Genomic DNA, 22,875 nt, shown 5'->3' with positions numbered 1-22,875 from the left:
GACAGATTCCACACAAAGACACAGCCATGAACTCCAGAAGGCAATTTCTTGCAATGGCGGGCGGCACGGTGGCGGTAGCCAGCGTCAGCCGCGTCGCCATGGCGGCGCTGCCCGAGCCGGTCACGCAGACCTCGGCCGACACCATGCCGCCACTCACGCCCAACACGGGCCTCCCTTACAACCCCGTCGTCACGCTCAACGGCTGGACTTGCCCTTGGCGCATGAACAACGGCGTCAAGGAGTTCCACTTGGTGGCAGAACCCGTGGTGCGCGAGATGGCTCCCGGCTTCAAGGCTCACCTCTGGGGCTACAACGGCCAGTCCCCCGGGCCGACCATCGAGGTGGTCGAAGGCGACCGCGTGCGCATCTTCGTCACCAACCGCCTGCCCGAGCACACCAGCGTGCATTGGCACGGCCAGCGGTTGCCCAATGGCATGGACGGGGTGGCGGGCCTGACGCAGAAGGCCATTCCGCCGGGCAAGACCTTCGTCTACGAGTTCACGGCGCGCCGCCCCGGCACCTTCATGTATCACCCGCATGCAGACGAGATGGTGCAGATGGCGATGGGCATGATGGGCTTCTGGGTAACGCACCCCAAGGCCAAGCACCCCTTGATCGACGAGGTGCAGCGCGACTTCTGCTTCTTGCTCAACGCCTACGACATCGAGCCGGGGGCTTACACGCCCAAAGTCATGACCATGCTGGACTTCAATCTCTGGTCGTGGAACAGCCGCATCTTCCCTGGCATCGACTCGCTGAACGTGCGATTGGGCGATAAGGTGCGCATCCGCGTCGGCAATCTGACCATGACCAACCACCCGATCCACCTGCATGGCCACGAGTTCATGGTCACGGGTACGGACGGCGGACCGATCCCGAAAGCCGCGCGCTGGCCCGAGGTGACCACCGACGTGGCCGTGGGGCAGATGCGCCAGTTCGAGTTCGTCGCCGACGAAGAAGGGGACTGGTCGTTCCACTGTCACAAGAGCCACCACACCATGAACGCCATGGGGCACAGCGTGCCCACCATGATCGGGGTGGATCACAGCGGCGTGGCCGGCAAGATCGCCAAGCTGATCCCCGACTACATGGTGATGGGCGAGCGCGGCATGGCCGACATGACCGAGATGGAAATGCCCATCCCCGATAACACCGCGCTCATGATGACCGGCGACGGCCCGTTCGGATCGGTCGAGATGGGCGGCATGTTCAGCGTGCTCAAGGTGCGGCGCGACCAGAAGCCCGGCGACTATGGCAATCCGGGCTGGTACCAACAGCCGCCGGGCACGGTCGCCACCGAGTACCAAGGGACGATGACCGAGCCGGTGCGCTCGTCTTCCACCGGAGGCAGCTCCATGCCCCGTGCATCCAAGTCCACGTCGCAAGTCGAGGTGCAGGTACGCAAGCCGGCCAGCCACGCGGGCCATTGATTGTCTGACCACTCTGCGCACAGCGATTTACCGTTTCATTCCAAGGAAAACTCTATGAAATCGAAAGCCATTTTTGCCGTGACGCTCGGCGCGATGCTGAGCGTCACGGCCGCGGCTTGGACACCCGGAGCCTTTGCCCAGGCGGCCCCTGCGAACCAAGCTGCTGCACCTGCCAGTGCAGACCTCACCGACGGCGAGATCCGCAAGGTGGACAAGACCACCGGCAAGATCACCATCAAGCACGGGCGGATCAAGCACCTCGATATGCCCGCCATGACCATGGTGTTCCAGGCACGTGATGCCACCTTACTGGACAAGGTTCAGGCGGGAGACAAGGTGCGATTCGGTGCGGACAAAGATGGCGAGAAGCTCATCGTCACGGACATCCAGCCCATCCGCTGATTAGGCAAAGGAAATACACATGCTTCCCATCACCTCCACCGTTGCCGCCTTCGCAGCCATCGGTCTCATCGCACTGAGCGTTCCCGTGTCCCTGCGTCGCATGGCGGTCAAGCAGCCCCTGGGGCCGGGCGATGACCCGGCGCTGCTGCGCCGCATCCGCGCGCAGGGCAACTTCACCGAATACGTGCCAATCGTGCTCATCCTGCTCGCGCTCGCAGAGTATCGGGGGGTGCCGCAGGGCTTTGTCTTCGCTATCGCAGGGCCGCTGGTGATCGGGCGTGTCGCCCATGCAGTCGGCATGCTTGGCGGGATCATGCCCCTTCGTCGCATGGGCATGATGGCCACCTTCGTATCGCTGCTGGCCGGTGTGGCCGCGCAATTCGTTTGACACCTTCCCACGCCTCTTGACATTCCCACGATAGTAAGGTCGATAGTTCCGGCGTTCTAACACCAAACGCACCGGAGACATTCCATGACCCCCTTTGAAGTCAAAGACACGACCTGTAGTTGATGAACAACGAGGCGACACGCCCGCGAAATCCTCAACAAGGCTGGCACCAATCAGCCTAGCCGATGCTGCGGTGCTACCGGAATCGCGCGCAGGCCGCGAACCAGGCGATCGCCATATGGGCCGTTGCACATTGCAAACAGGTCCTTGAACTCATTCAATTTCATGGGGACGAAATGGACAGTAAATCTGAGACAGACGATGAGATAAACCTGAGTCGAAGAGAGGCGATAGTGCTGATTGGTGGGGCGCTGTCGACGCTTGCATACGCGAGATCGGCCGGCGCGCAAACCGTGGCTGCAACCGAAGAATCTACCGAGAATTCCCTGGATGCAGTCCCGGCAAGCAAAGTTGAAATAATCGTCATCGGCAGTGGTTTCGGTGGATCGATTGCAGCCAAGCGACTTGCCGAAGCGGGGCGAGACGTCGTAATGCTTGAGCGCGGCCCCTGGCGCGATACGGTGCCGAATCGATCAGTCGGCATGACGGATCTGACACCGCTGCCGCAAGGAGCAAAGGCTTTTTCCCACGGTCTGAGATCGATTCGGTCCCATCTGTTCCAGGGACAATGGGTTCTGAACACAAAGGGCTTTGTTGAAGCGTACCTAGGCAACGGCATCAACGTGATCTGCTCATCCAACGTGGGTGGTGGCAGCCACATCTATGCCGGGATGCTGGCAAAACCCTCCAACCCAGCGTACTGGGACGGTCGCCATCCCCAGATCTCGCAAGCTGGCATGGACAAATACTATTCCGAGATCATCGCGCTGCTACAGACCCGGGCGGCCACGGAAGAAGACAAGAGTCCGAACCGCATCAGTGAGACAAATTACGGTGGAGAGCTGTCCACCGCAGGGCTTGCGAGTCCACTCATCGGTGTGCTCTTTCCGAAGCAACCAGGCAGCGCATCGAAAGTCACAGATGCCAATGGCATTGATCGCTGGGAATGCGACTACCGCAACAACAGTGTGCTGGGGTCCCCGTCCGGTGCCAAAACGACACTGGACTTTGCCGCGATTTGGCCCGCCATGCAGCGCGGACTGAAGGTCCGTGACCTGTGCGAAGTGCAGACCATCCGCAAGTTGAGCGAAGCGAGCGCTGAGGGAATGCGCTATGAAATCCTTTATCGCAACCACCGGGAAGGACGTGACGAAAAGGTATTCGCCAAGCACGTCGTCCTCGCCGCCGGATGCCTGAACACAGTTCGACTGCTGTTCAAAAGCCGAGATGTCGACGGCGCGCTGGATGGAATGCCACGGCTCGGTATGAGCTTCGGCACCAATGGCGGATACTTCGCCTTCTGGAAAGAAAACAGTTCCAAAGATCTCTCCGAGGGGTTGCCGTTGGCCGGGCCATTCCGGTCGAAAGACTCCCCCAGCAAGTCGGTGCAGGTGCTGCGCGCCGCCATCCAGGGCATCGATGATATTCCCATGCCGGCCATACTCCGCCGCTGGTTGCGTCGGAATTCATTCATCGTCGCCTTGGGCAAGGACAACAATAACGGCGCGATGACGATGGAGAGCGGGAAATTCCAAATCACCTACGACAAGAATGAGAGCAGCGTCTATCATGAGATCGACTACGAAGTTGAAACAATTCAACGTGCAACAGGCACAAAAATCTACGCCCCTGCATCACCGCTCACCGTGCAGCCGCTAGGTGGTGCATGTCTGGGTACGTCAAACGCCGATGGCGTGATCGATGCTAATGGCGAAGTTTTCGATAACCCGGGCCTCTATGTGGTCGATGCCGCAGCGCTGCCGGAATCGACCGGCAGGCCGCCAAGCCTGACGATCGCGGTATGGGCCGCCAATGTTGCGGATCGGCTGCTGGCGTCGTTACAGGGGGAACCGCAGAATTCGGAAAAAATCGTACGCTAAGCTAACGGTGTTCTCGTGACAGCTCTTTGACTAGGCTTTCTAAGGCCATTCTGATAGCCCTGACTTCCTGAAAAGCCATGGCTAAAATTTGTGCGGCTAAAAGGGATAACCGATGGTAAAGTAAGTTATCCCTGTCGAGATACTGAAAAGCGTTATCCTCGTTTTTCCCAAAACTGTTTTGCCAGTTCGCTCAGAGCGCTAGTTAACTGAGCGACAGATTTCGCACTTTGCAAATTATTCTGCCCGGTCTGTACATTGGTATCAGCAGCATCGCGTATATTGTTAATACTGCGGTTGATGTCTTCACTTACTGCTCCCTGCTGCTCGACCGCAGTCGCTATTTGCGCGTTCATGTCGGTAATTTCGTTAACACGTTGGCCAATTCCATCAAGAGCTGTAGCTGCTTCCTCTGCGTGAGCTACACTCGTGTGCGCTTGCCGACTACTTTGCTCCATGACTGTAACAGCGGATTGCGCTCGCTCTTGTAGAGCGCTGATCATGCTTTGAATATCCGTTGTCGATTGCTGGGTGCGAGCAGCAAGACTGCGAACCTCATCGGCGACAACAGCAAAACCACGCCCCTGCTCACCAGCACGCGCGGCCTCAATTGCTGCGTTGAGTGCCAACAAATTCGTTTGCTCGGCGATCCCTCGTATAACGTCAAGAACTTTTGATATCTCGTTACTTTGACCTTCAAGCTCATGAATAACCTGAGCGGCTTGCCTAATTTCACCTTCAAGGGCAATGATTGACTGGCTTGTGTGGGCTACCAGACGCTGGCCAGATGCCGTCTCAGTGTCTGCTCTTCCGGCCGCATCTGCAGCATGCTGTGCATTGCTCGCAACCTCTTGAATGCTTGCCGCCATTTGGTTTACTGCCGTTGCTATTTGATCTGTCTCTGCCTGCTGCTCAACTGTAAGTACATTGCTTGACTCAATATCCTTTAGTAGGCTTTGGGTGTGTTCGCTAAGCCGATTTGATGCATCACCTATGCGACCTACTACGGCGCCTGTTTCAGCTTGCATCATTCGTAAAGCAAACTCTATTTGGCCAAACTCATCGGTGCGCCCAGTGTAGAGGGATTGACTTAATGGGTTATTGGAAATATTCCTGGCTCTTTCAACCAGTCTTCCAAGAGGAGAGAGAATAGCCAAAACACTAACAGAGCTTAAGCTTCCTGACATTAAAGTAGCTAACAATAAGCTGCTTATTGATGTATCAGTAAGCATGCCGGCAGCCATTGCGCTTGATATAATACTACCCCATATGAGCAAGAGTATTTTCACGGAAAAGCTAGCAGCCCATTTCGGCCTCGCGGCCTTCCCGCTTCTCAATTGAGCATATAATTTTTCCGCAGCCAAAACCTGCTCAGGTTCAGGCTTGGTCCTTACAGACTGGTATTCAACAATCGAACCATTCTTAGCTATTGGCGTTACATAAGCACTTACCCAATAGTGGTCGCCATTTTTACAGCGATTTTTTACTAGCCCCATCCATGAGCGGCCAGATTTTAATGTACTCCACATATGCTCAAATGCAGCAGGCGGCATATCTGGGTGTCTTACGATGTTGTGAGGCTGGCCTAATAGTTCTTCCTCAGTGAAACCACTGATTTTAATGAAGTCAGGATTAACGTACGTGATATGGCTTTGAGGGGAGGTAGTCGAAAGAATATTGGCATCTTTTGGGAGTTCTAAGTTTCGACCCGTCACTGGTAAATTCTGGCGCATAAGAGCCTCAAGGGTTGGCTGTTTTATTTTATTGTGTTCGACATTAAGCCCAATTTCTTTAGCGTTACGATAAAGCTAGCATGGAAACGATAGGTGCAAGCAAGTTAAGGGTTGCATCGCGCATGTCAATCTAGGCTATACCCTAACTGGATGTCAGGCAAGGCTGTCGTTTTCAGAAGACGACCGCACCATCTGACTGGATGTAACGCCTGGTGTGCATACGGCTCCTGACAGCCCAATATCAGGAGTCGTCTGCACCAATCTCGACTATGCTCAATACTCGTGTGCACCAAAGCGAGGTTTGGGCATGACATCAGACACTCCACCGATTGCCGCGCAAGGCGTGGCCACCCTGCCCGACGAGGCATGGGCGCAAGCCCGGCACCGGACGGAAATCATCGGGCCACTGGCAGCGCTTGAGGTGGTCGGGCATGAAGCCGCCGATGAGGCAGCCCAAGCGCTGGGCCTGTCCCGGCGACAGGTATATGTCCTGATCCGTCGCGCCCGGCAGGGTACTGGCCTGGTAACAGACCTGACGCCCGGCCGATCCGGCGGCGGCAAAGGCAAGGGGCGCTTGCCGGAACCGGTCGAGCGCATCATCCGCGAGCTGCTGCAAAAGCGCTTCCTGACCAAGCAGAAACGCAGCCTGGCGGCGTTCCACCGCGGCGGGTGGCATTCCGCCAGAAGTCACCATGCCGCTGGAACAGGTGCAGATCGACCACACCGTCATCGACCTGATCGTGGTCGACGAGCGCGACCGGCAACCGATTGGCCGCCCATATTTGACCCTCGCCATCGACGTGTTCACGCGCTGCGTACTCGGCATGGTGGTCACGCTGGAAGCGCCGTCCGCCGTCTCGGTCGGCCTATGCCTCGCGCATGCCGCCTGCGACAAGCGGCCCTGGCTGGAAGGGCTGAATGTGGAAATGGACTGGCCGATGAGCGGCAAGCCCAGGCTGCTCTATCTGGACAACGCGGCCGAGTTCAAAAGCGAAGCGCTGCGCCGTGGCTGCGAACAGCATGGCATCCGGCTGGACTATCGCCCACCAGGCCAGCCGCACTACGGCGGCATCGTGGAACGGATCATCGGCACGGCGATGCAGATGATCCACGACGAATTACCGGGGACGACCTTCTCCAATCCCGGCCAGCGCGGCGAGTACGATTCCGAGAAGATGGCCACCCTGACGCTGCGCGAGCTGGAGCGCTGGCTCGCGTTGGCGGTAGGCACCTATCACGGCTCCGTGCACAACGGCCTGCTCCAGCCGCCGGCCGCGCGCTGGGCCGAGGCCGTGGAGCGCGTTGGCGTCCCGGCCGTCGTTACCCGCCCCACCGCGTTTTTGGTCGATTTCCTGCCGGTGATCCGCCGCACCCTGACCCGCACCGGCTTTGTCATCGACCACATCCACTACTACGCCGACGCCCTCAAGCCGTGGATTGCCCGGCGCGAGCGCTTGCCCGCCTTCCTGATCCGGCGCGATCCGCGCGACATCAGCCGCATCTGGGTACTGGAACCGGAAGGTCAGCACTATCTGGAGATCCACTACCGCACCTTGTCCCATCCGGCCGTCACCCTCTGGGAACAACGCCAGGCGCTGGCCAAATTGCGTCAGCTCGGGCGCGAGCAGGTGGACGAGTCGGCGCTGTTCCGCATGATCGGGCAGATGCGCGAGATCGTGACCACCGCCCAGAAGGCCACGCGCAAGGCGCGGCGCGACGCTGATCGCCGCCAGCACCTCAAGACGTCGGAGCCACCGGCCAAGCCCATACCGCCGGATGTGGACATGGCTGACCCGCAGGCAGACAACCTGCCGCCGGCCAAACCGTTCGATCAGATCGAGGAGTGGTAGCCGTGGACGAATATCCCGTCATTGACCTGTCCCACCTGCTGCCAGCGGCACAGGGTTTGGCCAGGCTGCCGGCAGACGAGCGCATCCAGCGCATTCGCGCCGACCGCTGGATCGGCTACCCGCGCGCGGTCGAGGCGCTGAACCGGCTGGAAACTCTGTATGCGTGGCCGAACAAGCAACGCATGCCAAACCTGCTGCTGGTCGGCCCCACCAACAACGGCAAGTCGATGATCGTCGAGAAATTCCGGCGGGCGCACCCGGTCGGCACCGACGCTGACCAAGAACATATCCCGGTGCTGGTCGTGCAGATGCCGTCAGAGCCATCGGTGATCCGCTTCTATGTCGCGCTGCTGGCTGCGATGGGCGCGCCGCTGCGCCCGCGCCCACGGCTGCCGGAAATGGAGCAACTGGCGCTGGCCCTGCTGCGCAAGGTCGGCGTGCGCATGCTGGTGATCGACGAACTGCACAATGTACTGGCTGGCAACAGCGTTAACCGGCGCGAGTTCCTCAACCTGCTGCGCTTCCTCGGCAACGAGCTGCGTATCCCCCTGGTCGGGGTCGGCACGCGCGAGGCGTACCTGGCCATCCGTTCGGACGATCAGTTGGAAAACCGCTTCGAGCCGATGCTGCTGCCGCCGTGGGAGGCCAATGAGGACTGCTGCTCGCTGCTGGCCAGCTTCGCGGCGTCACTCCCGCTACGGCGGCCATCCCCGATTGCCACGCTGGACATGGCCCGCTACCTGCTCACCCGGAGCGAAGGCACCATCGGCGAGCTTGCACATCTGCTGGTGGCGGCGGCCGTCGCCGCCGTGGAGAGTGGCGAGGAAGCGATCAACCACCGCACGCTCAGCATGGCCGACTACATCGGCCCCAGTGAGCGGCGGCGACAGTTCGAGCGGGAACTGATGTGAAGTCCGCGCCGCGCTGGCCGCTGCATCCGGCACCCAAGGAAGGCGAAGCCCTGTCCTCATGGCTCAACCGGGTCGCCGCCTGCTACCAGATGGACGTGCACGAGCTGCTGGCCCACGATCTTGGTCACAGCCAACTTGATGACCTGGATACCGCACCATCCTTGTCGTTGCTGACGGCGCTCTGCCAGCGCAGTGGCGTCGAGCTGGAGCGGTTGCGCAGCATGAGTCTTGCAGGCTGGGTGCCGTGGCTGCTCGACAGTCTCGACGATTCGGTACCAGCAGCCTTGGAAACCTATACATTCCAATGCGCGGTGCTCCTGCCCAAGCGCACCCGCAAGGTGCGGTCCATCACTCGCTGGCGTGCCTGGCTACCGAGCCAGACGATTCGCCGGGCGTGTCCGCAGTGTCTGAACGATCCAACGAATCAAGCTGTGCTACTCGTCTGGCAGCTCCCCTTGATGCTGAGCTGCCCGCAGCATGGCTGCTGGCTGGAGTCCTACTGGGGCATGCCCGGCCGGTATCTTCAGTGGGAAATCGCCGATGCTGCGCCGCGCCCTGCCGATGACGCAATCGCCTGCATGGACCGGCGCACCTGGCAGGCGCTGACGACGGGTTTTGTGGAGCTGCCGCGTCGGCGTGTCCACGCCGGCTTGTGGTTCCGGCTGCTGCGCACCCTGCTTGATGAGCTGAACACGCCGCTCTCGCACTGCGGCAGTTGCTCGGCGAGCATCCGCCATGTCTGGGAGCGCTGCGGCCATCCGCTGCGCGCCGGGCAGAGTCTGTGGCGTCCCTACGAGATTCTGGCCCCGGCGGTGCAGTGGCAGATGCTGGAGGCGGCGGCCACCGCCATCACGCTGATCGAGTCAAAGGCGCTGATCCCGCGCGGGGAACAGGCCGCGCTGTTTCAGACGGAGCCGCACACTGGTTTCACCAACGGCCTGCCGGCGAAGGTGCCGAAGCCGGAACCCATCAACCACTGGCAACGAGCAGCCCAGGCCATCGATGAGGCCATCATTGAAGCGCGACACAACCCGGAGACGGCCCGCTTGCTGTTCACACTGGCGTCCTACGGGCGACGCGACCCCGAATCCCTGGAACGTTTGCGCGCCACGTTCACCAAGGAGGGCATCCCGCCGGAGTTTTTGTCACATTACGAGCCTGAATGGCCGTTTGCAGGTCTTAGACTAAATGACGGGTTAAGTGACAGTTTTTGACGGCGAGAACTTTCTGGCTCACACTGTCACATAATCGAACGTATATGTGACAGGTACGACATGCTGATAGGCTACATGCGGGTATCGAAGGCGGACGGCTCCCAGGCTACCGATTTGCAGCGCGACGCGCTGATTGCCGCCGGGGTCGATCCAGTACATCTTTACGAGGACCAGGCATCCGGCATGCGCGAGGATCGGCCCGGCTTGACGAGCTGCCTGAAGGCGTTGCGAACTGGCGACACACTGGTCGTGTGGAAACTGGATCGGCTCGGACGCGACCTGCGACATCTCATCAACACCGTGCACGACCTGACTGGGCGCGGCATCGGCTTGAAGGTATTAACCGGGCACGGCGCGGCCATCGACACCACGACCGCCGCCGGCAAGCTGGTCTTTGGCATCTTCGCCGCCCTGGCCGAGTTCGAGCGCGAGTTGATCGCGGAGCGCACGATTGCCGGCCTAGCCTCGGCCCGCGCGCGCGGGCGGAAAGGCGGCCGGCCGTTCAAGATGACCGCCGCCAAGCTGCGGCTGGCGATGGCGGCAATGGGTCAGCCAGAGACCAAGGTCGGCGACCTGTGCCAGGAACTTGGCGTCACGCGGCAGACCCTGTATCGGCATGTTTCACCCAAGGGTGAGCTACGTCCAGATGGCGAGAAGCTACTCAGCCGAATTTGATGCCGGCATGAGGCAACGTAGCGACAGCGTGGTTTGTCTCAATGGGAAGCGCTCATGATCGATCTTTGAAGGCCCGCAGCAGTCGTGTCACAGACAGGACGAACAAACCGGTCAGCGTGAGGGCTGCGATACCCCAGTACTCTCCGATGAACGCGCCGGCCGTCGTGCCGGCCAGCACAATGGCGAGAATCGGCAAATGGCAGGGACAGGTGAGCACGGCCAGCGCGCCCCACAGGTAGCCGGTGATCGGTTTGTGCGTCTCGGACGGCAAGCGCTCGGGGCTGTTCATGGCAGACTCTCCGCGTGCTGTGCCGGCTCGGTCGGCATGGTGGCCAACTGCACCTCCAGATCGGCCAACGCTTCGCGCCGACGCTCGACGAACTGGCGCAGAACGGCAAGCTGCGCGGCCGCTTCATCGCCGTCCGCAGCATCCAGCGCCCGGCACAGCCGCGCCAGCGCGTCCAGGCCGATGCCCGCCTCGAAGGCCGCCCGCACGAAGCACAGCCGTTGCAAGGCGGCATCATCGAACAGGCCATAGCCGCCCGGGGTGCACGCCACCGGACGCAGCAATCCGCGCAGCAGGTAGTCGCGCACGATATGCACGCTCACCCCGGCATCAAGGGCCAGCCGGGACACGGTGTAGGCGCTCATTGAAAACCTCCTTTTTTTATCCAGCGCAGCAGGAAAGCTGCTTCACGTCCTTGTTGAAGGTCTGCGCCGCAAGCTTCAACCCCTCGACCATTGTCAGGTAGGGGAACAACTGGTCGGCCAGTTCCTGCACCGTCATGCGGTTGCGGATGGCGAGCACCGCCGTCTGGATCAGTTCGCCCGCTTCCGGGGCCACCGCCTGCACGCCGATGAGCCGTCCGCTACCTTCCTCGATGACCAGCTTGATGAAGCCGCGTGTGTCGAAGTTGGCAAGCGCTCGCGGAACGTTGTCGAGTGTCAGCGTGCGACTGTCGGTCTCGATGCCATCGTGGTGCGCTTCCGCCTCGCTGTAGCCCACGGTGGCGACTTGCGGGTCGGTGAACACCACTGCCGGCATCGCGGTCAGATTGAGGGCTGCGTCGCCGCCGGTCATGTTGATCGCGGCACGGGTGCCGGCGGCCGCTGCCACGTAGACGAACTGCGGCTGGTCGGTGCAGTCGCCGGCCGCGTAGATGTTCGGGTTGCTCGTGCGCATGCCTTGGTCGATAACGATGGCCCCTTGCGCATTGACAGTGACCCCCGCCGCGTCCAGCGCGAGGCTGCGCGTATTCGGTGCCCGACCGGTGGCAACCAGCAACTTGTCAGCGCGCAATTCACCGTGTCCGGTGGTCAGCACGAATTCGCCGTTCACATGGGCGACCTGGCTGGCTTGCGTGTGCTCCAGCACCTCGATGCCCTCGGCGCGGAAAGCGGCTGTCACGGCCTCGCCGATGGCCGGGTCTTCCCGGAAGAACAAGGTGCTGCGTGCCAGGATCGTGACCTGGCTGCCGAGCCGGGCAAAGGCTTGCGCCAGTTCCAACGCCACCACCGACGAACCGATCACGGCCAGGCGTGCGGGAATGGTGTCGCTGACAAGCGCTTCGGTGGAAGTCCAGTAGGGTGACTCTTTCAGGCCCGGAATCGGCGGCACGGCCGGACTGGCACCGGTGGCGACCAGGCAGCGGTCGAACGTTACCTCGCGCTCGCCACCCTCGTTCAAACGGACGACCAGGCTCTGGTCGTCCTTGAAACGCGCTTCACCGTGCAAAACGGTGATGGCTGGATTGCCGTCCAGGATGCCTTCGTATTTGGCGTGCCGCAGTTCATCGACACGGGCCTGCTGCTGGGCCAGCAGTTTGCTGCGGTCAATCGCAGGCACAGTTGCCGCAATACCGCCGTCGAACGGACTTTCCCGGCGCAGATGGGCAATATGGGCAGCGCGGATCATGATCTTGGACGGCACACAGCCGATATTGACGCAGGTGCCGCCGATGGTGCCGCGTTCGATCAGCGTGACCGTCGCGCCTTGCTCGACGGCCTTCAGCGCCGCCGCCATCGCGGCCCCGCCGCTGCCAATGATGGCGATATGCAAACCGGCGCCCTCAAGTGCATCACGGATTTTTGGTTCATCTTTGAAATCACCAACCCGGATCGAGCCTTGATAACCCAATGCGGCGATGGCGGCCAGCAGTTGGTTGTGGCTCACGGCGGTGTCTGCCATGACTTGCGCGCGGCTTTCTGGATAGGACACCACAGCGGCATTCACGCCGGGAATCTTTTCCAAAGCATCTTTGACATGGGTGGCGCAGGATGTGCAGGTCATGCCATTCACGGTGATTTCGGTCATTTTTTTACTCCATTGAATTTCGGGGTGCAGCAGGCATCGGCTTGGCGTTTTCGTTGGATGGCGTAGATGGTCAAGCCGATGAAAATCGCCAGCGCAGGCAGCAGCACATAGTCCAGATAGCCGGTCAGCGCGGACAAGCCGACCACACCGAGCAAAATGACCAGAACAGGGGTGAAGCAACACAGCGCCACGAGGGTTGTGCCAATGATGCTGACCCGCAGCAGTGTCTTCGGGTCTTTCATGATCAGTTCTTGACTGATGATGGGTAGCCCGCATCCTCGGTAGCCTTGGTCAGTTTCTGCACGCTGGTCTTGGCATCATCGAAGGTGACCACCGCTTCGCGCGTCTCGAAGGTCACGTCAACTTTACTGACGCCATCGACCTTGGAAATCGCCTTCTTGACAGTGATCGGACAGGCCGAGCAGGTCATGCCCGGTACGGACAGCGTAACGGTCTGGGTGGCGGCCCACACGGGGGCAACAACGGCAGCGAGGGCAAGGGCGGAAAGCAGCTTTTTCATGGTGAACTCCTGTGATCAATAGAAAAATGGCACGACGTAGGGAAATCCGAGCGCGACCAAAACCAGCACGGCCACGCCCCAGAAAATGAGCTTGTAAGTAGCTCGCACTTGGGGAATCGCGCAAACCTCACCCGGTTTGCAGGCGGCTGACGGCCGGTAGATGCGCCGCCAGGCGAAGAACAACGCCACCAGCGCCACGCCGATAAAGATGGGGCGATAGGGTTCCAACACCGTCAAGTTGCCGATCCAAGCGCCGCTGAACCCCAAGGCGATCAGAACCAGCGGCCCGAGGCAGCAAGCCGAGGCGAGGATGGCGGCCAGCCCGCCAGTGAAGAGCGCGCCGCGCCCGTTTTGAGGTTCAGACATACGTTTGTCCTTTCGAATCTGAATTGGATAGCTTAAGCTTACTTCCGTAGTTATGTACGGAGTCAAGCGATATGGAAAACAATTTGGAGAACCTGACCATTGGCGTTTTCGCCAGGACGGCCGGGGTCAATGTGGAGACCATCCGGTTCTATCAGCGCAAGGGCTTGCTCCCGGAACCGGACAAGCCTTACGGCAGCATTCGCCGCTATGGCGAGACGGATGTAACGCGGGTGCGCTTCGTGAAATCAGCCCAGCGGTTGGGCTTCAGCCTGGATGAGATCGCCGAGCTGCTGCGGCTGGAGGATGGCACCCATTGCGAGGAAGCCAGCAGCCTGGCCGAGCACAAGCTCAAGGACGTGCGCGAGAGGATGGCTGACCTGGCGCGCATGGAGGCCGTGCTGTCTGATTTGGTGTGCGCCTGCCATGCGCGGAAGGGGAACGTTTCCTGCCCGCTGATTGCGTCACTGCAAGGGAAGAAAGAACCGCGCAGTGCGGACGCGGTGTAGCCCGAGGGAACTACGCCTTAGCGTGCTTTATTTTCCGTTTTCTGAGGCGACTCCAACGTCAGAAAAGACCGTGCGGTCGACTTTTGATATTTCGTGCTGTCGCCTTCTGAAAGTGACATCGGTCGGCCCCGGAAACCGCATACCTTTGGTCCAATAACGAGCTCCCACTTTCAAAATTCACCTACGCTGACCCTTTCGCGAGTTTCTGGACGAAATCATGCTGATTGGGTACGTACGCATCTCCACCGACGATCAACTGCTGGACCTGCAACGCGATGCGATGGCCAAGGCGGGGTGCGAGCGAGTGTTCGAAGACACTGCCAGCGGCGCCAAGGCCGATCGGGTCGGCCTGGCCGCGCTTCTCGCCAATCTACGGCGGGGCGACACGGTGGTGGTCTGGCGGCTGGACCGGCTTGGCCGCTCGATCAAGGACCTGATCTACCTGGTCGAGCAATTGGAGGATGCCGGCGTGGGTCTGAAGAGCCTGCAGGAGAACATCGACACCACATCCACCGGAGGGCGTTTGGTTTTCCACCTCTTTGCCGCGCTGGCCGAGTTCGAGCGCAACCTGATCCGTGAACGCACCCATGCGGGACTATCTGCAGCACGTGCTCGCGGTCGGCTGGGCGGCCGCAAAAAGCGCCTGGATCCCGCCAAACGCAAAGTCGCCCTGAAGCTCTATCACGAGCGCCAATACACCGTGGTGGAGATCTGCCGGATGATGGGAATCGGCCGCTCGACGCTCTACAACTACATCACCGAGGCGGAACGGAATGCCCGCCAGCAGGCGTAAGGCCATTCCGATCGATTCGCTGCTGCAACTGCGGCAGCGCCTGGATCACTTGCCGAAGAAGAGCCCGGAGCGGGCCCGTCAGGTGGCCCTTGTAGCTGAACTGTACGGCGTTTCCTCCAGTACGGTCTATCGTGCCCTGGCTCTCCTGCACAGACCTCGGGCAGCCCACCGCTCCGACCAGGGCAAGCCTCGCGTCCTGCCCCAGGCGGAACTGGAGCGCTACTGCGAACTGATTGCGGCGTTGAAGCTGCGCACCACCAACAAGCAGGGGCGGCATCTATCTACACGCCGCGCCATTGAACTGCTGGAAGAGTACGGTGTAGAGACCGGGCAAGGGCTCGTAAAAGTCCCCTGCGGAGTATTGACCCGAAGTACCGTCAATGAGTACCTCAATCGTTGGAGGATTGGCCAATCCCAACTACTGAGACAGCCTGTAGCAGTACGGTTCCAGGCCGATCACAGCAACGATTGTTGGCAGTTCGACATGTCGCCCTCCGACCTCAAGCATATCGAGCAGCCGCGCTGGATCGATCCCGCCAAGGGCGAACCCACCCTGATGCTGTTCAGCGTGGTGGATGACCGCAGTGGCGTGGCCTACCAGGAATACCACTGCGTCTATGGTGAGGATGCGGAGACGGCGCTTCGTTTTCTGTTCAATGCGATGGCGCCGAAAGCGGACCCGAGCTTTCCCTTTCAGGGCCGGCCCAAGCTGATCTATCTGGACAATGGTCCGGTGGCCAAGCGCCGCGTTTTCCAGAACGTCATGCGGGCGCTGGGCATCGAGTGGCAGACACACATCCCTGCCGGCAAGGATGGAACGCGCACCACGGCCCGCTCGAAAGGCAAGGTCGAGCGGCCCTTTCGCACCGTGAAGGAAGCCCACGAGACCCTGTACCACTTCCACAAGCCGGAAACCGAAGCCCAAGCCAACGAGTGGCTGTTGCGCTACCTGGTGCGCACCTACAACCAGCAGGCGCATCGTGCCGAGCCCCATTCACGGATCGAGGACTGGATCGCCCATGTGCCAACAGAGGGAATCCGTGAAATGTGCTCATGGGACCAGTTCTGCCGCTTTGCTCGGGAGCCCGAGCGGCGCAAGGTCGGGCCTGATGCTCGGATCACCATCGACGGTACCGCGTACGAGCTGGAGCCCGAGATGGCCGGCGACTACGTCGTGCTGCTCTGGGGGCTGTTCGACGATGAGCTTCATGCCGAATTCGATGGCGAGCGGTTCGGTCCTTACTACCCGGTGTCCGGACCCATTCCATTGCACCGCTACCGGGCTTTCAAGCGCAGCAAGGCAGACGAGCGTTCAGCTCGTATCCGTACCCTCGCGGACCAGTTGGGGCTGCCGATCGCGGCGCTTTCCGGGGAGGATGTACGACTAGAGCCCAGTTCTGCCACCTCGACGCTCCCCATCCGGCCCTTCGATTTCGAGCCCCAGGAATCCCGATTCCCCAGCAGCATTGCGGCCAAGCTGGCTATCGCCGAGGAACTGGCAATGCCGCTGGCCAAGCTTTCAATGGATGACCGCGCCTACATCGACCAGGTGCTGAGCGAGACCCTGGCGCGGCGGGTGGTACTGGAGCGCGTACGGGACTATTTCCGTCACCGGAAACCAGGAGAAGAGCATGCGAGCTGAAGTGATGCAGCACTACGGGCTGAGCACCCCCTTGAATCAGGCGGGCTATTTCGAAACCGCCCATCATCAGCAGTTGATGAGGGACATCCGCGGCGCCATCTTCGAAGGCCGCCTGATCGCCCTGTGTGGCGTAATCGGCAGCGGCAAGACGGTGATGCTGCGCCGCTTGCAGCAACTGCTGGAGGAGGAAAAGAAAGTCACGGTGTCCAGATCGATGGCCATCGAGAAGCACAACATCAAGCTGGCCACCTTCATCGCCGCGCTCTTCTATGACCTTTCCACCCAGAAACAGGTACGCATTCCCACCCAGATCGAAAAACGGGATCGCGAACTGTACGAGCTGGTGAAGAAGAGCAAGCGCCCCGTGGCCCTGTTCGTTGATGAAGCCCATGACCTCAATGGCCATACCCTGACCGGTCTGAAGCGACTGCTCGAACTGGTCGAAGACGACAGTGGCCGGCGACGTTTGTCCATTGTTCTGGCCGGCCATCCCAAGCTGCGTAACGATCTACGTCGTCCCACGATGGAAGAGATTGGCTACCGCACCGACATTTTCTCGCTCGACGGCATTGCCGGGAGTCAGCGTGAGTATCTTCATTGGTTGTTGGACACCTGCACAGAAGGACGTGCCAGGGCTGAAGAAATCGTAACCGAAGAAGCCCTCGACCTACTGGCCAGCCGGTTGCGCACGCCCCTGCAGATCCAGTTACATCTTGGACTGGCTCTGGAGGCCGGTTACCAGACCGGCGAAAAGCCTATTTCGGCAGAGCTCGTCCAGTCCGTACTCTCTCGGCAACTGGATGACTTGGAACCCACGCTCACACGCCACGGCTACAACGCGAAAAGCCTGGCAGAGCAGTTCGATGCCAAACCTGCCGAGGTTCGTGCGTTGTTCAGCAATACGTTAGATCCGGCACGAGCGGCTGAGCTTCGGGAGAAGATGCAATCGGCCGGGCTTCCCGTGTGACCCGTCCCGTTTCAGTCGCAGATAATCCTGGTTGGCCGCGATGGTTTGCAGGTTGGTGCAGATCATTGCAGGCTCATTCGCACTTAATCCTGGTTTGCGGGGCGGGATAGTCGCAAATAATCTCGGTCGGAAACGGCACTGATTGCAGGTCGGGACCTGTTCAATTGCAGGTCGCTACAACTAAGCGGCCTACGTCGCGAGCGCATGGTCAACGCCATGTTCGACGAGGAGCCTGATTCCACGAAGGATGAGTTCGGCTTGGTGCGGCGTGACGAATTCTGGGGCGATGGCTGAGCCTGAGCGCAGATATCAGGAGTGGTAGCCGTTCAGTCTTCAATCGAAGAGCTGAAGACAGGCTCGAAAATCGAACCCGCCGCTTGCTCCTCATTCCGGCCGGCCTGCAGCATGTCGCCCTTGCTCGGGTAGTGACACAGCAGCCGCCGAGCCTCATTGCGGATGGACTCCGACAAGGTGGTGTCACGAGAGAGCTCGACGAGAAACTCCTGGGCCTGCACCACCGAGCGGGTACGTTCGTAGGGTAGCGTCATCTGAACCTCCACTCCGCTTCTGACCTCAGTGTGCCGGATCATGAGCTACTTGCGCCACCGCTGCTCGTGGGCGGTGCCTGCCCGAGCAATTTCAGTTGCGCGGTGGCTTTAGCCAGACGCTCCTGCAGGCTCTGGGTTTGCTGTGCCTGAATCGAGGAGGCTTCACCAAGCCGGGTCACCTCATCCTGCAGAGCGTGGCAGCGCTGCTCCAGGGCTTCATTCGTACGTTCAATGCTGGTCAGCGTGTTCTGGGCGACCTCCAGAGCCTGAGCCTTCTGCGTCAGTAGCTTCTGCTGCGCATGCTGATCCTTCTGCTGCTGCCGCGCCTCGGCAAGCAGGCGCGCATTGTCGCGGTTCAGGTGGGTCAGCTCGTCCTGCTTGACGATCAGGGTCTGCTGTAGCTGTCGCAGTTCCAGTTGCAGTTGTTGTACCTGCGACTCGTGCCGGCGCTGCTCTTGCTCACGCTGCTCCTTGCTGGCCTGGCGATAGTGCTCCAGGGCATCACGGGCATGCTGATGCTTGTCCTCCAGCGAGCGAATCTGCCCGTCGCGGTCTTGCAGGCGCGCTTCCTGGTCGTGGTTGGCTTGCTGCAGGCGGGCATTCTCGACCTCGGCCTGTTGGCGCAGCTGTTGTTCCTGCAGCAGTGCTTGCTGGGCAGCCTGGAACTGCTCCGTGAGCCCAGCGCACTGACCTTCCAGCTGCTGGATACGGCTTTCGGCCTGCCGAATCTGGTTCTGGTAATCGAGTCGTTCCCGTGCCAGTTGCTCGCGCTCCTGGGCCACGTCGGCCTGCGCTTCCTCCTTGAGCTGATCCGCCAACTGGGCCACCAGGTTGGCCAGCTGCTCGCTGAGCGGCAATGCGGCCGCGTTCCGGCCGCGGTCGGCGTCTTCGAGTTCTTTCAGGTAGCGATGGATGGTGGTTTTCGAGCCGGTATTGCCCAGCTCGACCCGTATTGCGTCGATGCTGGGATTCTCACCCCGCGCCAGGATGGCCTGGCGGGCTTTCTGAACCAGCGCCTTGTTGATGCCGCCGCGGGCCATGGTCTGCTCCTACGATTTCATAATGGATTACATACCATGTATTTACATACTAAATTGTCATGAAGTAAAGCAGGATTTGAAGGCTTGTTTCAGATAAAATAACCGATGATTATTCAATATGATTGGCAAAAACGGCTGCTTCGCGGTCGTTTCCCAGTACACAAAGGGCACGCACGGGCGATGAAGGACGTCGAGCGCTACCTGCAAGCCGGCACGCGGGAAAACACCCGGCGTAGCTACCAGTCGGCCGTCGAACATTTCGAGGTGACCTGGGGCGGCTTCTTGCCGGCCACGAGTGACTCCATCGTGCGTTACCTGGTGGACTACGCCGACACGCTGAGCCTCAACACGCTAAAGCAGCGCCTCGCCGCCCTCGCGCAGTGGCATATCAGGCACGGCTTCCCCGATCCCACCAAGACCCCGACCGTACACCAGGTACTGAAGGGAATTCGCACCCTGCACCCGAGCCAGACAAAGCAGGCCGCGCCGCTGCAATTACAGCATCTGGAGCATGCGGTTGAGTGGTTGGAGCAGGAGGCTATGTGTCTGTTTCAAGCCGAAGACCTGGCGGGATATTTGCGCTGTCGGCGGGATACGGCATTGCTACTAATCGGCTTCTGGCGAGGCTTTCGTAGCGATGAACTGTGCCGCTTGCAGGTGGAGCACATTCAAGCCGAAGCCGGTGCTGGCATGACGCTGTTTTTGCCTTGGAGCAAGGGTGACCGGGACAACCTCGGCACGACTCATTACGTACCAGCCTTGAAGTGCCTCTGCCCAGTACAGGCCTATCTCGACTGGATCGGTGCAGCAGGGATTGCTCGAGGGATGGTTTTTCGTCGGCTGGACCGTTGGGGCAACTTGAACGAGGCTGGCTTGAATCCTGGCAGTCTGATCGTCCTACTGCGGCAGATACTCCAGCGTGCGGGGATCCAGGCTGACCTTTATACCAGCCACTCATTGCGTCGAGGCTTCGCCACCTGGGCCACGGCCAATGGCTGGGACATTAAGGCGTTAATGACCTACGTGGGGTGGAAGGACATCAAATCGGCGATGCGCTACATCGACCCTGCCATCTCCTTTGGCGGCCTCGCTGCGAGGCCTGCTCTCGAACTAAATGCCAGCACTTTGACTCAAGTGCCAGCTTCTCACTAACATCGACGCACGACAGGAGTGACGGTGCAATGAGTACGCAGACCAGCATCGAATGGACGGAAATGACCTGGAACCCGGTGGTGGGTTGCACCAAGGTGTCGCCGGGCTGCAAACACTGCTATGCCGAGAACATGGCGCGTCGCTTGCAGGCCATGGGCACGCCCGGCTACGAGAACGGCTTTCGCCTCAGCCTGCGCCCAGAGAAACTGCAGGAGCCTCTGCAGCGCAAGAAGCCGACCATCTACTTTGTCAATTCCATGTCTGACCTGTTCCATGAGCAGGTGCCGGACACCTACATCGACCAGGTGTTCGCGGTTATCCACCAGGCCTCACAGCACACCTTCCAGATCCTCACTAAGCGGGCCGAGCGCCTGGCCGACTATTTCAGCCAGCGCACACCGCCGGCCAACGCTTGGCTGGGGGTCTCGGTCGAGGACCGGGAGTACGGCGTGCCCAGAATCGACTGCCTGCGTGGCATCAACGCCGCGATCCGTTTCCTCTCCGCGGAACCCTTACTAGAAGACTTGGGTGAACTGAACCTGACTGACATCCATTGGGTCATCGTCGGCGGCGAGTCCGGCGCCAAGGCCCGGCCAATGAAGCAGGAGTGGGTGGATAACATCCACCGCCAGTGCGATGCCTTTGGCGCTGCTTTCTTTTTCAAACAATGGGGCGGCTGGGGCTCCGATGGCGTGAAGCGTTCAAAGAAAGCTAATGGCCGGCTGCTGAAGGGCCAGACCTGGGATGAAATTCCGCTGCTGACCCTCGCCTGATACCAAAACAAGGACGACCCGATGGCCAAGGATGACTAGAAGTACCGCTGGGACTGGGCAACCCAAACCTTTCCCACCATCGATCCACACAGCAAGATCAAGCACCAGATCATCGACGACTACATCCAGGCCTACATCGATGTCCTGATGCGGAATCAGCAAATGCCACTGCTTGGCCTATCAATTGTCGATGGCTTCAGCGGTGGAGGTATATATAACGACAGCGCAGGCGGTCACCACTTCGGCTCCCCGGTGATCGCCCTGGAAGCAATCCAGGAGTCGGAAGTGCGCAACAACGTGGGGCGCATCAAGCATCGACCGATCTGCTCGCAGCATCACTTTGTGGATGTGAAGCCGAAGAATACTGCTTGCTTGCACGCCGTCCTGGCCAGCCGCGGACATCAGGCCCGCATTGGACAGGACATTCACCTGCATACCGCCGAGTTCACCAAAGCTCTTCCGGCCATTGCGCAAAGCCTCAAGGCCTTTGGAAAAAGCGAGCGCGTTCTGTTTCTGCTCGATCAGTACGGCTACGGAGACGTGCCATTCGGCCAGATCAAATGGATCTTCCAGCACCTCAGCAATGCTGAGGTCCTGCTGACCTTCAATGTCGACTTTCTAATCACGTACCTAGCGGACCGCCACGCCAACCGCAAGGCTATTGCCAGTATCGGTCTAGAACAGTATGTCCCCTGGGAACAGCTACGGCACTTAAAAGCACATAGCTCCCAGGATTGGCAGTACCTGATCCAGCGCTATCTGTCGGACGGGATCAAGCAGGAAAGCGGCGCGCAGTTCATGACGGTGTTCTTCATTCGCCCACACGGCACCAACCCCATGGCCTACTGGTTCATCCACCTGGCGAACAGCTACCGCGCCAACGACGTGATGAAAGCCATACACTGGAAGTACGGCAACAATTTCTCCCACCTGTTATCACCGTCCTGCTTCTTTGGTTACGACGCTAACCGGGATGTGGGGGTGACCGGCCAGCCGGACCTACTCTGCGAAGGAGAACACCAGTTCGACCAAGTGACTGATACCCGGATTCGTGGGGAACTGTCCGAGCTGCTACCCAAACAGGTATTCGAAGTCGAGCGTCGTCCCTTCATCCAGCTCATGACGGAGCTCACCAACTTCACCATGGCAGACGAAAGTCGCGTGAAGCTGGCCCTGGATGTCGCGGTGGCCAACGGCGATATCCAGGCAGTGGACAAGGAAGGCAAGAGCAGGCGGCGCAAAGGCACGAGCATCAAGTCCACCGATATCCTGATCGCGCCGCCGCAGAAGACGTTTTTCTTCTTTCCCCAACAGAAGAAGACGTCCAGGGACACATGACCATCAACACCGCTGCCGCCAACAGTGTTAGATCTGATCCTGGCCTTGTCGACCGAAACGCTGGTCAAGCGCTCCACTGCGGTTAAGGCCTGGCCCCTTCTCTGGGCCTGGCTGCCAGTCTTGATTGCAAGCTCCAACGAGTGCGGCGATAAGAAGGGAGTTTCAAGCGGGCAAGCCCAAAAACTGCATAGTGCGTGATGTGCAAGTGAAAATCATTGTCACTTGCCACGGAGCTGACTAAAACCTGCCCAGTTGGCACCTCCCTCTCCGAAGTTAACTATCGATTAAGTATTTGATTTAAAAAGAAAATATAGGT

At 60.0% G+C, this 22,875-nt stretch carries 24 protein-coding genes and 2 pseudogenes; 15 read left to right on the top strand and 11 right to left on the bottom strand.

Annotated features, from left to right (window positions below; all coding sequences use genetic code 11):
• Positions 1-26 precede the first annotated feature (26 nt).
• The 4 genes from YA0848_RS21265 (at position 27) to YA0848_RS21250 (ending at position 4,220) form a co-directional block, all read left to right on the top strand.
• A complete protein-coding gene (locus YA0848_RS21265) occupies positions 27-1,430 on the top strand; it encodes a multicopper oxidase family protein (RefSeq protein WP_031668804.1) in 1,404 nt (467 codons plus the stop codon).
• Positions 1,431-1,484: 54 nt separating this feature from the next.
• The gene (locus YA0848_RS21260) at positions 1,485-1,832 is read left to right on the top strand and encodes a copper-binding protein (RefSeq protein WP_023082268.1); all 348 of its coding nucleotides are present in this window, start codon (positions 1,485-1,487) and stop codon (positions 1,830-1,832) included.
• Between the two features lie 19 nt (positions 1,833-1,851).
• Positions 1,852-2,220, top strand: coding sequence for an MAPEG family protein (locus YA0848_RS21255; RefSeq protein ID WP_023082269.1), 369 nt, complete (start codon positions 1,852-1,854; stop codon positions 2,218-2,220).
• Positions 2,221-2,516: 296 nt separating this feature from the next.
• The gene (locus YA0848_RS21250) at positions 2,517-4,220 is read left to right on the top strand and encodes a GMC oxidoreductase (protein WP_198712313.1); all 1,704 of its coding nucleotides are present in this window, start codon (positions 2,517-2,519) and stop codon (positions 4,218-4,220) included.
• A 152-nt stretch (positions 4,221-4,372) separates the two neighbouring features.
• Here the strand turns inward: YA0848_RS21250 and YA0848_RS36710 are convergent.
• The 3 genes and pseudogenes from YA0848_RS36710 to YA0848_RS36700 all read right to left on the bottom strand — a co-directional run.
• Positions 4,373-4,897: pseudogene (locus YA0848_RS36710) on the bottom strand (methyl-accepting chemotaxis protein); the annotation flags it as partial.
• Positions 4,898-5,248: 351 nt separating this feature from the next.
• Positions 5,249-5,950 (bottom strand): annotated as a pseudogene (locus tag YA0848_RS36705) (PAS domain-containing protein); the annotation flags it as partial.
• A 313-nt stretch (positions 5,951-6,263) separates the two neighbouring features.
• Complete coding sequence (locus YA0848_RS36700; RefSeq protein ID WP_442967208.1) at positions 6,264-6,680, bottom strand: hypothetical protein; 417 nt, start codon at positions 6,678-6,680, stop codon at positions 6,264-6,266.
• On the opposite strand from YA0848_RS36700, the gene YA0848_RS21240 reads away from it, so the two are divergent.
• From YA0848_RS21240 to YA0848_RS21225, 4 genes are read left to right on the top strand one after another with little or no spacing between them, the layout of a single operon-like run.
• Positions 6,643-7,800, top strand: coding sequence for a transposase (locus YA0848_RS21240; RefSeq protein ID WP_442967207.1), 1,158 nt, complete (start codon positions 6,643-6,645; stop codon positions 7,798-7,800). The two genes, YA0848_RS36700 and YA0848_RS21240, sit on opposite strands and share 38 nt — an antisense overlap.
• A gap of 2 nt (positions 7,801-7,802) precedes the next feature.
• Positions 7,803-8,711, top strand: coding sequence for a TniB family NTP-binding protein (locus YA0848_RS21235; RefSeq protein WP_003465065.1), 909 nt, complete (start codon positions 7,803-7,805; stop codon positions 8,709-8,711).
• Positions 8,708-9,925 (top strand): TniQ family protein, encoded by a 1,218-nt coding sequence (locus YA0848_RS21230; protein ID WP_003465063.1) that lies wholly within the window; start codon positions 8,708-8,710, stop codon positions 9,923-9,925. Before YA0848_RS21235 ends, YA0848_RS21230 begins: the two co-directional genes overlap by 4 nt.
• A 60-nt stretch (positions 9,926-9,985) precedes the next feature.
• Complete coding sequence (locus YA0848_RS21225) at positions 9,986-10,600, top strand: recombinase family protein (protein WP_000904941.1); 615 nt, start codon at positions 9,986-9,988, stop codon at positions 10,598-10,600.
• Positions 10,601-10,652: 52 nt separating this feature from the next.
• Here the strand turns inward: YA0848_RS21225 and merE are convergent, their stop codons facing one another.
• From merE to merT, 6 genes are read right to left on the bottom strand one after another with little or no spacing between them, the layout of a single operon-like run.
• The gene (merE, locus tag YA0848_RS21220; RefSeq protein ID WP_001087809.1) at positions 10,653-10,889 is read right to left on the bottom strand and encodes a broad-spectrum mercury transporter MerE; all 237 of its coding nucleotides are present in this window, start codon (positions 10,887-10,889) and stop codon (positions 10,653-10,655) included.
• Complete coding sequence (gene merD, locus YA0848_RS21215; protein WP_003465059.1) at positions 10,886-11,251, bottom strand: mercury resistance co-regulator MerD; 366 nt, start codon at positions 11,249-11,251, stop codon at positions 10,886-10,888. The genes merE and merD overlap by 4 nt, the downstream gene beginning before the upstream one ends.
• 16 nt (positions 11,252-11,267) lie before the next feature.
• Positions 11,268-12,914 carry a mercury(II) reductase gene (gene merA, locus YA0848_RS21210; protein WP_000136268.1) on the bottom strand — a complete coding sequence of 549 codons (1,647 nt, stop codon included), beginning with the start codon at positions 12,912-12,914 and terminating at the stop codon, positions 11,268-11,270.
• Positions 12,911-13,156, bottom strand: coding sequence for a mercury resistance system transport protein MerF (merF, locus tag YA0848_RS21205; protein ID WP_000654684.1), 246 nt, complete (start codon positions 13,154-13,156; stop codon positions 12,911-12,913). Before merF ends, merA begins: the two co-directional genes overlap by 4 nt.
• 2 nt (positions 13,157-13,158) lie before the next feature.
• Complete coding sequence (gene merP / locus YA0848_RS21200) at positions 13,159-13,434, bottom strand: mercury resistance system periplasmic binding protein MerP (RefSeq protein WP_000735441.1); 276 nt, start codon at positions 13,432-13,434, stop codon at positions 13,159-13,161.
• Between the two features lie 15 nt (positions 13,435-13,449).
• Positions 13,450-13,800, bottom strand: coding sequence for a mercuric ion transporter MerT (merT, locus tag YA0848_RS21195; protein ID WP_001294667.1), 351 nt, complete (start codon positions 13,798-13,800; stop codon positions 13,450-13,452).
• Between the two features lie 71 nt (positions 13,801-13,871).
• On the opposite strand from merT, the gene merR reads away from it, so the two are divergent.
• From merR to YA0848_RS21175, 4 genes are all read left to right on the top strand, one after another.
• Complete coding sequence (merR, locus tag YA0848_RS21190; protein WP_000429838.1) at positions 13,872-14,306, top strand: Hg(II)-responsive transcriptional regulator; 435 nt, start codon at positions 13,872-13,874, stop codon at positions 14,304-14,306.
• 217 nt (positions 14,307-14,523) lie between these two features.
• Positions 14,524-15,099: a recombinase family protein gene (locus tag YA0848_RS21185; protein WP_023095638.1), complete on the top strand. Its 576-nt coding sequence runs from the start codon at positions 14,524-14,526 to the stop codon at positions 15,097-15,099.
• Positions 15,100-15,103: 4 nt separating this feature from the next.
• On the top strand, positions 15,104-16,741 hold the full coding sequence (locus tag YA0848_RS21180) for a DDE-type integrase/transposase/recombinase (protein ID WP_196637347.1): 1,638 nt from the start codon (positions 15,104-15,106) through the stop codon (positions 16,739-16,741).
• Complete coding sequence (locus tag YA0848_RS21175) at positions 16,731-17,708, top strand: ExeA family protein (RefSeq protein WP_023095636.1); 978 nt, start codon at positions 16,731-16,733, stop codon at positions 17,706-17,708. The genes YA0848_RS21180 and YA0848_RS21175 overlap by 11 nt, the downstream gene beginning before the upstream one ends.
• 326 nt (positions 17,709-18,034) lie before the next feature.
• On the opposite strand, the gene YA0848_RS21170 is transcribed toward YA0848_RS21175, so the two are convergent.
• Positions 18,035-18,256, bottom strand: coding sequence for a BPSL0761 family protein (locus YA0848_RS21170; protein WP_010792965.1), 222 nt, complete (start codon positions 18,254-18,256; stop codon positions 18,035-18,037).
• Between the two features lie 38 nt (positions 18,257-18,294).
• Complete coding sequence (locus YA0848_RS21165) at positions 18,295-19,296, bottom strand: DNA-binding protein (RefSeq protein ID WP_003111051.1); 1,002 nt, start codon at positions 19,294-19,296, stop codon at positions 18,295-18,297.
• Positions 19,297-19,476: 180 nt separating this feature from the next.
• Here YA0848_RS21165 and YA0848_RS21160 point away from each other — a divergent pair, with 180 nt between their 5' ends.
• From YA0848_RS21160 to YA0848_RS21150, 3 genes are all read left to right on the top strand, one after another.
• The gene (locus YA0848_RS21160; protein ID WP_232925151.1) at positions 19,477-20,448 is read left to right on the top strand and encodes a site-specific integrase; all 972 of its coding nucleotides are present in this window, start codon (positions 19,477-19,479) and stop codon (positions 20,446-20,448) included.
• Positions 20,449-20,477: 29 nt separating this feature from the next.
• Positions 20,478-21,221: a DUF5131 family protein gene (locus YA0848_RS21155; RefSeq protein WP_003111049.1), complete on the top strand. Its 744-nt coding sequence runs from the start codon at positions 20,478-20,480 to the stop codon at positions 21,219-21,221.
• 78 nt (positions 21,222-21,299) lie between these two features.
• On the top strand, positions 21,300-22,559 hold the full coding sequence (locus tag YA0848_RS21150) for a three-Cys-motif partner protein TcmP (protein ID WP_079868481.1): 1,260 nt from the start codon (positions 21,300-21,302) through the stop codon (positions 22,557-22,559).
• Positions 22,560-22,875: the final 316 nt, after the last annotated feature.

The organism is Pseudomonas sp. S4_EA_1b (genome assembly GCF_016307435.1).
Lineage (GTDB): Bacteria > Pseudomonadota > Gammaproteobacteria > Pseudomonadales > Pseudomonadaceae > Aquipseudomonas > Aquipseudomonas rhodesiae.
Note: the sequence above shows the minus strand (reverse complement) of the source record. Positions and strands in the feature narration are given on the sequence as shown.